At 61.5% G+C, this 16,307-nt stretch carries 15 protein-coding genes; 13 read left to right on the forward strand and 2 right to left on the reverse strand.

Features of this window, described 5'->3' with window-relative positions; translation table 11 throughout:
* Positions 1–182: 182 nt before the first annotated feature.
* From murG to ileS, 11 genes are all read left to right on the forward strand, one after another.
* Positions 183–1,268: an undecaprenyldiphospho-muramoylpentapeptide beta-N-acetylglucosaminyltransferase gene (murG, locus tag F4V58_RS03790; RefSeq protein WP_075733494.1), complete on the forward strand. Its 1,086-nt coding sequence runs from the start codon at positions 183–185 to the stop codon at positions 1,266–1,268.
* Positions 1,269–2,684, forward strand: coding sequence for a UDP-N-acetylmuramate--L-alanine ligase (gene murC, locus F4V58_RS03795; RefSeq protein ID WP_075733496.1), 1,416 nt, complete (start codon positions 1,269–1,271; stop codon positions 2,682–2,684).
* Complete coding sequence (locus F4V58_RS03800; RefSeq protein WP_075733498.1) at positions 2,681–3,337, forward strand: cell division protein FtsQ/DivIB; 657 nt, start codon at positions 2,681–2,683, stop codon at positions 3,335–3,337. Before murC ends, F4V58_RS03800 begins: the two co-directional genes overlap by 4 nt.
* A gap of 340 nt (positions 3,338–3,677) precedes the next feature.
* The gene (ftsZ, locus tag F4V58_RS03805) at positions 3,678–4,871 is read left to right on the forward strand and encodes a cell division protein FtsZ (protein WP_075733500.1); all 1,194 of its coding nucleotides are present in this window, start codon (positions 3,678–3,680) and stop codon (positions 4,869–4,871) included.
* 21 nt (positions 4,872–4,892) lie between these two features.
* Entirely contained in the window at positions 4,893–5,624 is a 732-nt protein-coding gene (gene pgeF / locus F4V58_RS03810; protein ID WP_245803029.1) for a peptidoglycan editing factor PgeF, read from the forward strand.
* Entirely contained in the window at positions 5,617–6,303 is a 687-nt protein-coding gene (locus tag F4V58_RS03815; RefSeq protein WP_075733502.1) for a YggS family pyridoxal phosphate-dependent enzyme, read from the forward strand. The genes pgeF and F4V58_RS03815 overlap by 8 nt, the downstream gene beginning before the upstream one ends.
* Before the next feature lie 68 nt (positions 6,304–6,371).
* Positions 6,372–6,848, forward strand: a complete 477-nt coding sequence (locus F4V58_RS03820) for a cell division protein SepF (protein WP_075733504.1) — start codon at positions 6,372–6,374, stop codon at positions 6,846–6,848.
* 121 nt (positions 6,849–6,969) lie between these two features.
* Complete coding sequence (locus tag F4V58_RS03825) at positions 6,970–7,263, forward strand: YggT family protein (protein ID WP_075733506.1); 294 nt, start codon at positions 6,970–6,972, stop codon at positions 7,261–7,263.
* A gap of 203 nt (positions 7,264–7,466) precedes the next feature.
* A complete protein-coding gene (locus F4V58_RS03830) occupies positions 7,467–8,525 on the forward strand; it encodes a DivIVA domain-containing protein (RefSeq protein WP_075733508.1) in 1,059 nt (352 codons plus the stop codon).
* 76 nt (positions 8,526–8,601) lie between these two features.
* Positions 8,602–8,769 (forward strand): zinc-binding dehydrogenase, encoded by a 168-nt coding sequence (locus tag F4V58_RS03835; RefSeq protein ID WP_150385706.1) that lies wholly within the window; start codon positions 8,602–8,604, stop codon positions 8,767–8,769.
* Positions 8,770–8,974: 205 nt separating this feature from the next.
* Entirely contained in the window at positions 8,975–12,142 is a 3,168-nt protein-coding gene (gene ileS / locus F4V58_RS03840) for an isoleucine--tRNA ligase (protein ID WP_075733510.1), read from the forward strand.
* Here the strand turns inward: ileS and F4V58_RS03845 are convergent.
* On the reverse strand, positions 12,139–13,221 hold the full coding sequence (locus tag F4V58_RS03845) for an HNH endonuclease signature motif containing protein (RefSeq protein ID WP_075733512.1): 1,083 nt from the start codon (positions 13,219–13,221) through the stop codon (positions 12,139–12,141). The two genes, ileS and F4V58_RS03845, sit on opposite strands and share 4 nt — an antisense overlap.
* Positions 13,222–13,346: 125 nt before the next feature.
* On the opposite strand from F4V58_RS03845, the gene F4V58_RS03850 reads away from it, so the two are divergent.
* Positions 13,347–14,174 (forward strand): EamA family transporter, encoded by an 828-nt coding sequence (locus tag F4V58_RS03850; RefSeq protein ID WP_075733514.1) that lies wholly within the window; start codon positions 13,347–13,349, stop codon positions 14,172–14,174.
* A gap of 10 nt (positions 14,175–14,184) precedes the next feature.
* A complete protein-coding gene (locus F4V58_RS03855) occupies positions 14,185–15,525 on the forward strand; it encodes a DNA polymerase IV (RefSeq protein ID WP_075733516.1) in 1,341 nt (446 codons plus the stop codon).
* On the opposite strand, the gene F4V58_RS03860 is transcribed toward F4V58_RS03855, so the two are convergent.
* Positions 15,522–16,295 carry a glucosamine-6-phosphate deaminase gene (locus tag F4V58_RS03860; RefSeq protein WP_075733518.1) on the reverse strand — a complete coding sequence of 258 codons (774 nt, stop codon included), beginning with the start codon at positions 16,293–16,295 and terminating at the stop codon, positions 15,522–15,524. The genes F4V58_RS03855 and F4V58_RS03860 overlap by 4 nt on opposite strands.
* Between the last annotated feature and the right edge of the window lie 12 nt (positions 16,296–16,307).

The raw sequence follows: 16,307 nt of genomic DNA on the forward strand, positions 1-16,307 counted from the left end.
CGCTGCGGCTGCGCGGAGGCGGCCCGCGGCACCGGTTCCGCCGCCGCCCCGGCGGGTGGCCGCAGCGCGCAGCCGTTTCGGTAGCCCCGTGACCGCGAAACCGCGCCCCGGGAGGCCAGGTAGTCAAGGCACGCGCCGCTTGGACACCAACGGGCGCTGATGGCGCTGGTAGTCTAACAAGCATGACAAACGACCCCATTTCTGTTGTTATTGCAGGTGGTGGGACCGCCGGCCATATTGAGCCGGCGCTGGCTGTAGCTGAAGCCTTGAAATCCCGTCACGGCGCGCGGGTGACCGCGCTTGGCACCGAGCGTGGCCTGGAGCGCGACATCATCCCCGCCCGCGGCGTCGAGCTGCGCTTGATTACGCCCGTGCCCATCCCGCGCAAACCCAGCGGTGACTTGGGCAAGCTGCCCTTTAAATTGACCAAGGCCGTACGCGAGGCCCGTAAGGTCCTCAAAGAGGTTAAGGCTGACGCCGTGTTTGGGACCGGCGGCTACGTGGCCGCGCCGGCTTACCTGGCCGCGAAGTCCATGGGCCTGCCTTTTTACGTGTTGGAAACCAACGCACTTGCTGGAATGGCCAACAAATTGGGCGTGCGGATTGGCGGAGTGGGGCTCAATGCCACCGCCGGCTCCGGGATCCCCGGTGAGGTGGTGGGAATCCCCGTCCGTTCCTCCCTGACCAAAGTTTCTGAGGGGCAAAAAGAAAACGCGCGGATCTCCTGGGGCCTGGGCAAGGACCGGCCTTTAATCCTTGTCACCGGCGGGTCCCAGGGGGCGCAATCTATCAACCGGGCCATTGCCGGCGCGTTGCCTGAACTTACCCGCTCCTATCAAGTCCTGCATGCCTACGGCAAAAAGAACGCGGTCCCGGAGCCGGCCGAGAACTACGTGGCGGTGCCCTACATTGAGGACATGGCCAGCGCCCTGGCCCTCGCGGACTTGGTTATTTGCCGGTCTGGTGCCATGACGGTGGCGGAAGTCTCTGCCGCCGGGGTGCCGGCAATCTACATCCCGCTGCCCATCGGCAACGGGGAGCAGGCGTTGAACTGCCAGGAGCTGGTGGAACACGGCGCGGCGGTACTCATCCCCGACGGCATGCTCACCCCGGAGCTGCTGGCAAAGACTGTGGCGGAGATTTTAGAAGATGACACCTACTACCAGTCCATGGCCAATGCCGTGGAATCCAGCTCCGCCGGAGACGTAGCGGAGTTGCTGGCGGACCGGATTGCGACCAGAATTTCTGATGCTAAGGATGGCAAATAAATGTATGACCTCGACCGCGTACACATGATAGGCATTGGCGGGGCCGGGATGTCGGGCCTGGCCCGCATTCTGCTAGCCCGCGGTTCCACCGTGACGGGCTCTGATATCAAGGACTCCACCCCGGTGGAGGTGCTACGTGCCATGGGCGCCACCATTGCGGTGGGCCACGACGCCGCCAACTTGGGTATCGGTGGGCAGGTGCCTACCGTTGTGGTCACCTCCTTTGCGGCCGTGCCCCAGGACAATCCGGAGCTGGTGGCGGCCCACGCCCAGAATATCCCGGTCATTCGGCGCTCCGACCTCCTGGCCGCGCTCATGCACGGGCGCACAGAGGTGCTGCTGGCCGGCACGCACGGTAAGACCTCAACCACCTCCATGGCGGTGGTGGCCATGCAGGCGGCCGGGATGGATCCCTCCTTTGCCATCGGTGGGCAGCTCAACCGGGCTGGCACCAACGCCCATCACGGTACCGGGGACGCCTTTGTAGCCGAGGCAGATGAGTCCGATGCCTCCCTGCTGCGGTATAGCCCCACCGTTGCGGTTATCACCAACGCGGAGCCAGACCACCTGGACTTCTTTGACACCGAAGACGCCTATTTTGAAGTTTTTGACCGTTTCGCGGACCGCGTTGTAGACGGCGGGTACCTAGTTGTCTGCTTTGAGGACCCAGCGGCCGCGGAGATCGGAGTACGTGCTGCTGCACGGGGTATTAACGTGGTGGGCTACGGCGCTAGCAATGCCGGTTACCCGTCAATTCCGCTGGCCGCTAAGCTCACCTGCGAAACCCCGGCGGAGTCGGTCACCCACGTGCGCGCGGAAATATCTGGTCGCCCAATTTCCTATGAGCTGCAGATTCCTGGCCACCACATGGTGTTGAATTCCTTGGCCGCGTTGCTGGCCGGCCACTTGGCAGGCGGGGACATTTCGAAGCTGGCGCAGGGGATTAGCGATTTCAGTGGCGTGCGCCGGCGGTTTGAGTACCGGGGTACCCAGGCGCAAGTGCGGGTTTTTGACGACTACGCTCACCACCCTACTGAGGTCGCGGCGGTCTTGGGCGCGGCGCGGGAAAAGGTTGCTGCTGAGGGCCAGGGCGCACGGGTTATTGCCTGCTTCCAGCCGCACCTGTATTCCCGGACTATCAAGTTCCAGAAGGAGTTTGCAGACGCGCTATCTATGGCTGATATGGCCGTGGTGCTGGATATCTACGGCGCGCGTGAGCAACCCGTGGAGGGCATCACCTCTCGTATTATCACGGAGAAAATGCCCGACGGCAAGGCTATTTATGAACCTGATTTTTCTGCGGCCCCGGAGACGGTCGCGGCGGAGGCTAAGCCAGGGGACATGGTGTTGACCATGGGTGCCGGTTCCGTGACGTTGCTGGCCGCGGAAATCCTGACCGTGCTGGGAGCCCGATGAGCTTTAAAGAATCAGCCGTAGTAGCCCTAGGCGTTCTTCTTACGCTTGTGGCCCTGGGCGGGCTGGTATACGCCGTGCCCGTGTTCAAGGTCTCTGAGGTGGCGGTGGAAGGCGCTTCGCACCTAAGCCACGAGGCTGTCGTTGAGGCCACCGGGGCGCAGATGGGGGAGAACCTCGTGCGTTTTTCCGCGTCCGATGCCGCCGCCGGCGTCGCCCAACTGCCCTGGGTTAAGACCGTCACCGTGGAGCGCCACTTTCCGGGCACCGTGGAGGTTGTGCTCACCGAGCGCGACGCGGTGGCCTATACCCAGTCACCGGAAGGCCCGCACCTTATTGACTCTGATGGGCTTGAGTTTGTCATTGATGTCCCGCCGGCGGAAGCCGTGGAGCTGCGTGGCGGCGGCCCGGCTTCCCAGAACTGGGAGGGGGCTATTGACATCTTGGCCGCGTTGCCGCCGCAGCTGCGTTCACAAGCTGAATTCCTGGAGACCGAGGACAAGTTCAATTATCTTTTTCACCTGAAAGACGGCCGCACGGTGATTTGGGGCGCAGCGGAAGACAACGCTAACAAGGCTCGCGCGATGGCCGCTGCCCTCAAGCTGGAGGGCGGGGAGCTCAACGTTTCCAACCCGGAGTTGGTGACCACGCGCTAGCTGGGTTGGTTCCCGGGCACCCCTGCGTTGTCTGCGTTTTCCGCGCGTTAGCTGGGTTGGTTCCCGGGCACCCCTGCGTTGTCTGCGTTTTCCGCGCGTTAGCCGGGTTGGTTCCCGGGCACCCCTGCGGCGTCCGCGTTGTCCGCGTCGTGTTCGCGGTCGGGCGCAGTGAAAGACCAGGTCAGCAACCTTAAACCACAGGTTGAAGGATCAACACGCGTGAAATCAACCGCAAAAATGACCCCACCTGAATAATGATTATGGGCACATACTAAGCGCGGCTCCCAACTGTCCGCGTGTCAACCGCACTCCCTAAAGGTGAAAGGCTAAACCACCTGCTATGACACACCCGACCAATAACAACCTCGCAGATATCAAGGTCGTCGGCGTCGGCGGCGGCGGCGTCAATGCCGTCAACCGCATGATCGAAGAAGGCCTCAAAGGCGTTGAATTCGTGGCCGTCAACACCGACGCGCAGGCGCTGATTCTCTGCGATGCTGACGCCAAACTAGACATCGGCCGTGAGGCCACCCGCGGGCTCGGCGCCGGCGCCAATCCGGACGTTGGACGCCAGGCCGCTGAAGATTCCAAGTCCGAGCTCGAGGAGTACCTCCGCGGCGCAGACATGGTGTTCGTTACCGCAGGCGAAGGCGGCGGCACCGGCACTGGTGCGGCGCCGGTCGTGGCGTCCATCGCCAAGAAACAGGGCGCGCTGACCGTGGGTGTTGTCACCAAGCCCTTTAGCTTTGAGGGCAAGCGCCGTACCCGCCAGGCCGACGAGGGAATTGCCAACCTAGCAGAGGTTTGCGACACCCTCATTGTTATCCCTAACGAGCGCCTGCTGCAGCTCTCCGAGGAAGAACTACCCATCGTGGAGGCCTTCCGCCTAGCCGATGAAATCCTTCACAACGGTGTCCAGGGCATCACCAACCTGATTACCACCCCCGGCATGATTAACGTTGACTTTGCAGACGTGCGCTCCGTCATGGCGGACGCCGGCTCTGCGCTCATGGGTATCGGTAACGCCCGCGGTGATAACCGTGCGCTCACAGCCACCGAGCAGGCCATCAACTCCCCGCTGCTGGAATCCACCATGCACGGAGCCAAGGGTGTCCTGCTGTCCATTGCCGGCGGCTCTGATTTGGGCTTGCACGAGATTAACCAAGCCGCCAGCCTGGTCAACGACCACGCTGACGAGGACGCCAACATCATCTTCGGTACCATCATCGACGATTCCTTGGGTGATGAGATTCGCGTGACCATCATTGCTACCGGCTTTGACGCGGAGAAAAACCGCTTCGCTCACGGTGAGGGCACCATTTCCCACGAGAACCCCGCACCGAAGCGCGAGGAAAAGGCCGTTCCCGTGCGTGAGCCGGAACCAAAGCGCGAAGAGCCCCGGCTGTTTGCCCGTGAGGAAGAAACCTACGAGCCACGCCACCGCGTGGACCGCCGCGAGGGGGGCCTGTTTACCTCCCGCGAGCGTGACCAGGATGATGACGACGATCTGGATGTACCAGACTTCCTGCGCTAAGCCTCAGGTATCTTAGGGAGTATGTCTGATACCTCAACCCGCCCCGTCCGCATGGTTTTTACTACCCGTGCCGGCGGGGCTTCGGCGTCTCCCTATGACTCTTTTAACCTAGGTGACCACGTGGGCGATGACCCCGCGGCGGTGGCTAAAAACCGCGCCCGCCTGGCCCGCGCGGTGGGACTAAAAGATGTGGTTTACATGGAACAGCTGCACACCAACACCGTCACTGTGGTCGATGGCCCGCAGCCGGTGGCAGTGCCTGCCACCGACGCGCTGGTGACCACCCGGCCGCGCCTGGGACTGGCCGTGTTAGTTGCGGACTGCACGCCGGTCTTACTTGCCGATGCCACCGCCGGTGTCGCCGCCGCAGCCCACGCCGGGCGCATGGGCGCGCGCAACGGGATCGTGCGCAAAACCGTGGCAACGATGGTCGATCTCGGCGCGCGCCCGGACCGGATCCAGGTGCTGCTGGGCCCGGCAGCCGCAGGCCGCAACTACGAAGTCCCGGCCGCAATGGCCGCCGACGTGGAAGCCCACCTGCCGGGCTCGCGGGTGAAGACGACTAGGGGTACGGACGGCATCGACGTGAGGGCGGGCCTGGTGCGGCAGCTGCTGGAGCTGGGCGTTACTGCCATTGAGGCGGACCCGCGCTGCACCATCGAGGACACTGATTTTTTCTCCCACCGGCGCGACGGAGTAACCGGGCGCCAGGCGGGACTGATTTGGCTGGAGAGGCTGGAGACAAATGGATAGGAAAGCCCAACTGCACGCGAACCTGGAGGCAGTGCGCGCGGAGATCGCCCGCCTGGCCGCAGCCGCCGGCCGCCCGGCGCCCAGACTACTGCCGGTGACCAAGTTTCACCCGGCGGAAGACATCGCGCTGCTAGGCGTTACCGACGTGGCCGAAAACCGCGAACAAGAAGCCCGCGCCAAGGCCGAGGCACTGCCCGACGTGCGGTTCCACATGATTGGCCAAGTGCAAACCAAAAAGGCTAACCACGTGGCGCGCTGGGCCGCTAGCGTGCACTCGGTGGATTCGGTGAAGCTGGCCCACGCGCTAGATCGCGGCGCTGGCCTGGCCATGGAACGCGGGCAACGCGAAGGCGCGCTTGTGGTCTATATCCAGGTTTCCGCTGACGGGGATACCGCGCGCGGGGGAGTGCCTTACGCGGATCTGGATGAGGTTGTGGCCGCAGTGGAGGACTCCGCGCACCTTCAGCTGCACGGTCTGATGGTGGTGCCGCCGCTGGGCTCGGACCCGGCGGCAGTCTTTGCTGCGGCGCGCGGGCGCGCGGACGCCCTGGGTGAGCGGTTGGGCCGGTCCATGGAGTTGTCTGCCGGCATGAGCCAAGACAAAGCTGAGGCAATTGCAAACGGTACAGATATTGTGCGTGTCGGAACCGATATTATGGGACCTCGGCCACTAGCTTAGAGATACGCATAACTGCACTATAAAGCGCATGTTTAAACCACTCATTGAAGGTTAGAGGGAGACCCGAAATGTCATTTTTTGATCGCACTAAAGAGTTCTTTGGACTCCAACCCGTAGACGTAGATTCCATGGAACAGGAAGACGCCTATTACGCCGAGGAACGCACCCCGGTGAGCACAGAACGCCGCTCGGCTTACGAGTCCGAAGGGGCCGTTGCGTACTCGCCACGCACCTACGAGCGGCCAGAGCCTGCCCGCAGCTTCGAGCCGACTATCGTGCCTGTTTCGCTGTCTTCCTACAAGGAAGCGATGAAAATAGGTCAGCCGTTCCTAGACGGTGACGCGGTGGTCTTCGAGCTAACCGACGCAGACAAGACAAATGCCCGCCGGCTCATTGACTTCTCCGCAGGCCTAGTCCTAGCAGGTAAGGGAGAGATGAAAAACCTCACCTCCAAGATGGACACGGACCGCAAAGTCTTTGCGATTTTGCCGGAAGACAGCTCCATTTCCCGCGCGGAGCTAGAGCGAGCCGCACGGCTTCGCTAAGGTTCGGCCTTTGCTGGAAAGATTTTAGCCCCCTGCCCAGGTTGCTGGCAGCGGGGTTTTCTTGCGCCCACACCGCGCGAAAACTCCCATCCGGGGAGCTAGTTGCTATAGGCTCTTCGTTGTGACTCTTTTTGGAATTATTCTGTATGCAGCCATCCGTATCTACGTGCTTGCGCTAATCGTCCGGATCATCATTGATATGATTCAAAGTTTCTCGCGCCAATTCGACCCACCCGTGTGGTTCATGCGGGTAGCGGAGCCTTTCTTCATAGTTACGGACCCGCCAGTCAAGTTCCTGCGCCGCCTCATTCCGCCGCTGCAGTTGGGTGGAATTGCGCTGGATGTTTCCATCATTGTCCTGTTCCTCGCCCTATCCCTAGGTAGTCGGGTTGTTCTGCTGACAATGGTCAACTAGATAGTTGCAGCCCCAAATCCCCAGAAATTGAACGAAAAATTGCTTAAACCTGTGGTTAATGTCCAATTCATTGGGGAAACGGCTACAATGTATGAAACGATACGTAATATTGAACATGTAAGAATGTCAGACCAGACCGGTCTGCAATCTCCACCGCGCCGGGAAACCCCGGTGCGCAACGACCTGAAGGGGAAGTAAAGTCAATGCCGCTGACACCCGCCGATGTACACAATGTAGCTTTCAGTAAGCCGCCTATTGGCAAGCGCGGTTACAACGAAGATGAGGTAGACACCTTCCTCGATCTCGTTGAGGACGCTCTTGCTCAGTTGCAGGATGAAAACGAAGACCTAACCCAACAGGTTGAGGAGCTCAAATCCAAGGGCGGCGCTCCTGTTGCCGCTGGCGCTGCTAAGGGCGTCGACGAAGCTGCGCTTCGCAAGGAGATCGAGGCTAAGGTCCGCGCCGAGTATGAGCCCAAGCTGCGCGCCGCACAGGATGAGGCTGCCGCCGCTAAGCGTGAGTCCCAATCCGGCAAGACCGAATCCAGCGTGGACCCCGCTGCCCTGAAGCAGGCCCAACAAGACGCTGCTAAGGCTAAGTCCGACCTGGAAAACACCAAGCGCGAGTTGGAATCTGTCAAGAAGGACAACGACCAGCTGCGCAAGTCCGTCTCCGAGAAACCAGTCCCCGCCGCTGCTGCTAATACCGAAGCAGCCGGAGGTATGGCCACCGCAGACACTCACATGCAGGCCGCCAAGGTTCTGGGCCTGGCCCAGGAGATGGCAGACCGCCTGACTACCGACGCCAAGGCAGAAGCCGAGTCCATGCTGGCTGAGGCCCGCGCTGCCGCTGAAAAGCAGCTGTCTGAGGCTGACACCCGCTCCAAGTCCCAGTTGGCCGAGGCGCAGAAGAAGCACGACGCGCAAATCCTAGAGGCTGAGACCCGCGCGAAGAAACTGGTTGCCGACGCTGAGGCAAAGGCCAAAGAAACCCTGGCTGACGCCAACTCCCGCGCGGAGGCACAGGTTCGCCAGGCAGAGGAAAAGGCTGCTGCGCTGCGCGCCGACGCCGAGAAGAAGCACACCGAGGTCATGAACACCGTCAAGCAGCAGCAGGCTGCCCTGGAGTCCCGGATCGCGGAGCTGCGTACCTTCGAGCGCGAGTACCGCACTCGCCTACGCACCTTGCTGGAATCCCAGCTAGAGGAGCTAGAGTCCCGCGGTTCTGCCGCACCAAACGGCGAAGTTGGCAAGAACAACTAAAATCCTCCGTGATTCGCCTTCCCGCCCCGCCACTACCTTTTTGTGGCGGGGCGTTTGCCTTGGAGAAAGGAAAAGCATGTTACTTGCCGCGCTTGGCTTCGCGCTTGTAGCCTTTGTATCCCTGGTCTTTTACGTCCTTACTGCGCACCAGGCGGCCTTGGTGGTCCTTTTTGCCGCCGTGGGAATAGGACTGATTTTTCTTGCTGCGGACGTGTGGCGTAAATGGACAAACGGGCGCAAATAGAGGATACTTCTTTAGCGTATGCACGGATCCGGCAATCACCGGGGAGCATTCCGGAAGAACGGCCTTAAGGCTAAGTAGAACCGGACGGGTGGGACCGAAATCTCCTTCACCGAAATGAAGCGGGGCTCTTAAAGGGCCCAAGCAGGGTGGTACCGCGAGCCGCTAAGGCGCGTCCCTGCACCATTTAACGGCTGAAGGAAAGAAAATGACTGATATCGGAAACGTTTACCCCAAAGTTGATATGACTGGCGGTTCCAACCGCTTCCCAGAGATGGAAGAGGTTGTTCAGAAATTCTGGAAAGAAGACGGCACCTTCCAGGCCTCTTTGGATAAGACCGAAGGTTGCCCCGAGTACGTATTTTATGACGGCCCTCCGTTTGCTAACGGCCTGCCCCACTACGGGCACCTTCTGACCGGCTACGTCAAAGACATCGTCCCGCGTTACCGCACCATGGCTGGTTACTACGTCCCGCGCGTGTTCGGCTGGGACACCCACGGCTTGCCCGCGGAGCTGGAGGCGGAAAAGCAGCTGGGTATCACGGACAAGGCCCAGATTGAGGCCATGGGGCTGGACAAGTTCAACGACTACTGTGAGAAATCTGTCCTGCGCTACACCGATGAGTGGGAAGACTACGTCAACCGCCAGGCCCGCTGGGTAGATTTCGACAACGGCTACAAGACCCTGGACATCAACTTCATGGAGTCGGTTATGTGGGCGTTTAAAGAGCTCTACGACAAGGGGCTAATCTACCAGGGCTTTAGGGTGCTGCCTTATTCCTGGGCTGAGCACACCTCCCTGTCTAACCAGGAAACCCGCCTGGATGACTCCTACCGCATGCGCCAAGACCCAACGCTGACAGTGACCTTCCCGGTCAACGGTGCGCGTGAGGGTTCGGCGGCGCAGTCCACACTGGCTGAGCACCCCGAGCTTGCCGATGCCTCCTTCCTCGCCTGGACCACCACCCCCTGGACGCTGCCTTCCAACGAGGCTCTGGCCGTACACCCAGAGGTCGCGTACGCGCTGGTGCGCGCCACCGCAGGAGATTTCGAGGGGCGTACCTTCATCATGGCCGAAAACCTGGTGGGCACCCTGTCCAAGGAACTGGGGGAGGCGGAGGTAATAAAGACCTTCACCGGCGCCCAGCTAGAAGGCTTTACCTACGAGCCCATCTTTGGGTTCTTCCCGGAGCTAGAAAACGCCTACCAGGTACTGGTTGCTGACTACGTCACCACCGAGGATGGCACCGGCGTGGTCCACCAGGCCCCGGCCTTCGGTGAAGACGATATGAACACCTGCCAAAAGTACGGCATTGAGCTGGTTATCCCAGTCGATGAAGACGGCAAGTTCACCTCACAGGTCCCGCCGTACGCAGGCCAACTGGTCTTTGACGCGAACAAGGACATCATCAAGGACTTGAAGGAGGCCGGGCGCGTGGTCCGCCACGTCACCATCGAGCACTCCTACCCGCACTCCTGGCGCTCCGGGGAGCCGCTCATCTACATGGCGCTGCCTGCCTGGTTTGTCAACGTCACCAAAATCCGCGACCGGATGGTCGAGCTCAACCGCGAGGAAATCGAGTGGCTGCCCTCCCACATCCGTGACGGCCAGTTTGGCAAGTGGCTCGAAGGCGCGCGGGACTGGAACATCTCCCGTACCCGCTACTGGGGAGCGCCCATTCCGGCCTGGGTTTCTGATAATCCGGAGTACCCGCGCGTGGACGTCTACGGATCCCTCGATGAGCTGGAAGCGGACTTCGGCGTGCGGCCTACTTCGCTGCACCGTCCGTACATCGATGAGCTCACCCGGCCCAACCCGGATGACCCCACGGGTAAGTCGAAGATGGTGCGCGTGCCGGACGTCCTGGACTGCTGGTTCGAGTCCGGATCCATGCCTTTTGCCCAAAAGCACTACCCGTTTGAGAACAAGGAGTGGTTTGAAACCCACTCGCCGGCAGACTTCATCGTGGAATACTCCGGGCAGACCCGCGGCTGGTTCTACCTGTTGCATGTGCTGTCCGTGGCGCTGTTTGACCGACCGGCTTTCAAGAAGGTCGTGGCACACGGCATTGTGCTGGGCAACGACGGGCTGAAGATGTCCAAATCCAAGGGCAATTACCCCGACGTTAACGAGGTATTCGACCGTGACGGATCGGACGCCATGCGCTGGTTCCTCATGTCCTCTCCCATCCTGCGCGGCGGCAACCTGATTGTTACCGAGCAGGGCATCCGCGAGGGCGTGCGCCAGGCCATCCTGCCCATCTGGAACGCGTACACCTTCTTGCAGCTCTACGCCTCCCGCGAGGCCAGCTTTGACACCAGCTCCACCAACGTGTTGGACCGCTACATCCTGGCCAAGACCCACGACCTGGTAGAAGGTGTCAACACCGCCCTGATGAACACCGACATTGCGGTGGCCACGGAACAGGTCCGCCTCTTTGCCGATGCCCTTACCAACTGGTACGTCCGCCGCTCCCGCGAGCGCTTCTGGGAGGGCGAGGAGAAAAACCCAGAGGCTTTCAACACGCTCTACACCGTGCTGCATACCGTTACCCGCGTGGTGGCGCCGCTGCTTCCGCACGTCTCCGAGGTCATCTACCGCGGCCTGACCGGTGAGCGCTCCGTGCACCTCGCCGATTTCCCGCACGCGGAAGACTACCCGGCCGATGACGCGCTCGTGGCGGCTATGGACGCCACGCGCGCGGTGGCATCGGCCGCGTCGTCGGTGCGCAAATCCAACAAACTGCGCAACCGCCTGCCGCTGCCAGCGCTCACCGTGGCCATGGAGGACTCGGCACAACTTGCCGACTTCCAGGACATCATCCGCGACGAGGTCAACGTCAAGTCCGTCATCTTAACCGACGACGTGGAGTCCGTGGGCACCTTCGACGTGGTCTGCAACGCCAAGGTTGCCGGGCCGCGCCTGGGCCGTGACGTGCAGCGCGCCATCAAGAACCTTAAAGCCGGTAACTACGAGCGCCAAGGCCAGGACGTGGTTGTGGACGGCGACATCGTCCTGGGCCCGGATGAGTACACCGAGCGCCTGAAAGCCGCTAACCCGGAGTCCACCGCGCGCATTGACGGCATGGACGGCCTGGTGGTGCTAGACACCAACGTCACCGAGGAACTCGAGGCAGAAGGCTGGGCAGCCGACGTCATCCGCGGGCTCCAAGACGCCCGCAAGGCTTCCGGCTTCGAGGTCTCCGACCGCATCAGCGTGGTACTGTCCGTCCCCGCAGAGCGCGAGGAATGGGCCAACCGCCACGCCCAGCACATTGCCGCTGAGGTCCTGGCCACGCAGTTTAGTGTCACCACCGACCCGGTGGAAGGCCACGACGTGGTCAAGGGCGTTACCGCGAAGGTAGAAAAGAACTAGACCGCGTGGGCCACCACCTTCCGGCCGGTGAAGTGTGGTGGCCCGCCCCACGGCGCTACCCACGCGACCTGGCCGTCCACGCGCTCAATGCGGCCGCGGCCCTCCTGGCCGTTGGCCCCGTTGTGGTGGCGGCACAGCCACGTCAGGTTTGCTGAGTCGGTTGGCCCGCCGTGTTGGTAGTCGGTGATGTGGTGCAACTGGCACTCATCGGCCGGCACCGTGCAGTCCTTGGAGGCGCAGGTGGAAGTTTCCGCCTTGGCCACCAGGCGCTGGGCGTGGTTTCCCAACCGTGATGCTCGCGCGAGCTTGAGAGGGCCGGCGTCGGTGAACACAGCCACAAAGCTCTGTTCTGCGCAGTAGCGGCTCAGGTAGTCCTCGATGTCTAAGTCTGCGCCGTTGGAGCACGGGATGGCCATATCTTTGGACTTTCCGGCGAGGGTAGCCAGAAGGTCGTCGAGGTGGATAGTGGCCACGGTGTGGACCGCGAATCCCGCCCCGCCGCGCTTGATATTTTCCACGAACGACTCTAGCTCCCGCTTCTTGGCGTCCAGCTGTTCCTTCCTGCTCAGCCGCCTGGTGGGACGTTGTTTGTCTACCAGGGTCTCAATATCCGCGATTTGGGCGTCGGTTCCGGTAAAACGTACTGACCGCATGCCGGTGCCCTTGTGGATAGTCCGCGCGACTCCTGGGGTGGGTGGCGCTGGGGGCTGGAGCTCTTTGACAAATTCGGAGGCAATCTTGCGTAGTTTGGAGAGGTTGCCCTCGCACGTGGCCATGTGCTCGCGTAACCGCCACTTGAGGTGTTCCTCTTTGAGCCGGGCGGCGTAGTTTTCAATGACTTTCAAAACTGCGTAGGCGTGGCCGCCGGCCCGGGCGTGCGCTTGCTTGCGGGTGAACGTGGTGTGCCCGTGGTAGAGAGCGCACAACTTGGCAATGTGGCCCGCTTCTGTAGCCGGAACGCCCTCGCTGATTAGCTCCTGTTCTGATTTTCCTAAAGCTAGTTTGATAAAGCCCACCCCGTCCTCGAACGGCGCGAACATCTTTCCGATACTGTTTGTATTTTTCATTTCGTTATTCATGCTCTGCACACTATGGACATAAAAGCTAACTCGCAAGGGGGAAATTGCCAGCCTGTGGATAACTTCCAGTTTCGGGCTCGGTTGGCAGAGTTATCCACAGGTTTTGGCTCCTGTAGGCTACTTTTATGAAAAATTCCGCGTGGCTACCGCCCGGCATCATGGTTGGATCGGGTATTTCCCTCTATGCCGGGGCAGCGTTAGCCGTAGGACTATTCGAGGTGTTTCCTCCCATAGTTGTGGCGTGGTTCCGGGTTGCCGCGGCAGGGATAATCCTCACCGTACTGTTTCGTCCGAAGCTCCGCGCCTTCACCGGCAAGGCCGGCTGCGCGGCGGCTATCTACGGGGTGGTTACCATGGCCATGAATATGGCTTTTTACCAAGCCATCAACGAAATACCGCTGGGTACGGCGGTGGCCATCGAATTTATGGGCCCCGTGGCGGTCGCGGCGTGGGGGTCGCGCAACCGCCGGGATTTTGCGGCGTTGGTTCTCGCAACCGCAGGAGTGCTCACCATTTCGGGGGCTACCTGGGCCAACAACTGGCAGGGCATTGTGTGGGCTTTGGCGGCCGGCGGGTTGTGGGCTGGGTACATCGTGGCCGGAAACCGCATTTCTTATGACCCGGCTACCTCCCGGGCGTCTATGGCGGTGGGTTTTGTCTACGCGGGCGGTATCGGCCTGCCGGTGGCGGTGGCGCTGTGGCCCAGCGGTTATGGCAACGTGGAAACTCTGGGCCTGGCCATGGGGTTGGGGCTGTTGTCCGCGGCCATCCCGTACTCGCTTGACCAGGTGGTTCTGCGCATGGCCGGGGCTAGCTATTTTGCGCTGCTGCAAGCAATCCTCCCGTTGGTGGCGGCAGTGGTGGGTGCAGTGGCGTTGGGCCAGTGGCTGAGCCCAGCGGAGCTGGCAGGGACCTGTCTGGTAGTTGTCGCCGTGGCCTTGCGCAGACCCTAAGATAGAGCGCATGCAACGTTGGGTTATTCACATCGACATGGACGCGTTCTACGCCTCCGTGGAGCAGCTGACTAGGCCAACGCTAACGGGCCGGCCGGTGCTCGTGGGTGGCCTGGGCGGGCGCGGAGTTGTAGCCGGCGCGTCCTATGAGGCACGCGCGCTGGGAGCGCACTCGGCCATGCCCATGTACCGTGCCCAGCACCTCGTGGGCGCGCGTGGGGTGGTCATCCGGCCGCGTCGGGAGGTGTATTCGGCAGCTTCGCGACGGGTGTTTAGCATCCTTGCCCGCCAGGGGGAGGTCATTGAGAGGCTGTCCATTGATGAGGGTTTCATGGAACCGGAGCAGCTGCGCGGGGCGAGCCCACGTGAAGTGCGGGATTGGGCGGAGAACATTCGGGCGCAGGTCCGGGAAGAAACGGGGCTGTCTGCCTCCATTGGCGCGGGGTCGGGGAAGCAGTTTGCCAAGATAGGTTCTGGCCAGGCCAAACCGGATGGATCGTATGTCATTCCGGTGGACAAACAGCTGGACATGCTGCACCCGCTGGCGGTGGGGCAGTTGTGGGGCGTGGGGCCGGTGACTCAGAAGAAACTATCTCAGATAGGCGTGGAGACCATCGGGGACCTGGCGGCGATGACACAGAAAGAGGTGGAGATTTCTATCGGGGCCACGGTGGGATTGAGCCTGTGGGAGATGGCCCGGGGTATTGATGACCGCCCGGTGGCCCCGCGCGCGATTGCCAAGCAGATTTCTCAAGAACACACCTACGCGCGCGATTTGCTCACGGTCGCAGAGGTAAATGCCGCCATTTCCAGAGCTGCCGATGGCGCCCACGCGCGCCTGCTCAAAGACGGCCGCGGCGCGCGCACGGTTACCGTCAAGCTCAGGATGGCGGACTTCCACATCGAGTCCCGCTCCGCCACCCTGGCTTATGCCACCGATGACCTGGCAACGCTTAAGGCCACGGCCTTTAAAATCGCCCGATATCCTTCTGAGGTGGGCGCAATCCGCCTAGTGGGGGTGGGCTTTTCCGGGCTGGAGTCCGCACGCCAGAACGTGATGTTCCCGGAACTTGACCAGGCAGTAATTCACACCGAAGTGGAGGAAAGCACACCGGCTCCGCCTGATAAGGCGCCGGCGTGGCTGCCCACACAGGACGTGTACCACGAAGACTTCGGACACGGCTGGATCCAAGGCAGCGGGCACGGCGTAGTTAGCGTGCGCTTTGAGACGCGTGCCACGGGGCCGGGATTTTTCAAGTCCATCCGCGAGGACGACGACAAACTCAGGCCAGGCAATCCATTGGACAGCCTGGCCTGGGATGAGTGGTTGAGGGAAAACGCGGAGGATTAATAGTCCTGGTTTTCTGGCTTGTGGTCATCGGCGTAGCGGTAGTACTCAGTGAAGGTGAGTTTGCTGGCCGCGTCTTCGTCGATGAGGATGGTTGCGTGCGGGTGCAGCTGCAGGCACGAGGCTGGGCACATGCCGGAAAGCGGTCCTTCTACGGTTTGCCGGATGGCCTCGGCCTTACCCTCTCCCGTGGCAACTAACAGCAGGTGGCCGGCGCGGCGGATGGAGGCCAGACCCTGGGTTAGTACGTGGGTGGGTACTTCCTCGGCGGTGTCAAAGAAGCGAGCGTTATCCTTGATGGTCTGCGGGTGCAGCGTCTTCAGGCGGGTGAGTGAATTGAGCGATGATGTGGGCTCGTTGAAACCAATGTGGCCGTTGGTACCAATTCCGAGCAGCTGGATTCCTACATGGTGGGCGGCCAGTTTTCGCTCGTAGTCACGCGCCGCCTGCAAGGGGTCCTCGCTAACGCCAGCGGGGGAGTACACCCGGGAGTCCTCGATGTCCACGTGGTCGGCGAACTCGCGGCGAATGGTGCGCGCATAGGATTGTTCGTGGGTAGGCTCCAGACCAACGTACTCATCCAGCATGAATACGCTGCAATCTTTGAAACTCAGCCCTTCCTCGCGGTGGCGGCGGATGAGTTCCTGGTAGGTAGCAATGGGACTAGAGCCGGTGGCCAGTCCCAGGACGGCGCCTTCGCGGGCATATTTCTCGATGATGTCCGCAGCCTGCTTTGCAACGGCCTGGGCGTCTTTGCGGATAACGATTTCCATGGATTTATCTCC

It is taken from the genome of Corynebacterium phocae (assembly GCF_008693075.1).
GTDB classification, from domain to species: Bacteria; Actinomycetota; Actinomycetes; order Mycobacteriales; family Mycobacteriaceae; genus Corynebacterium; species Corynebacterium phocae.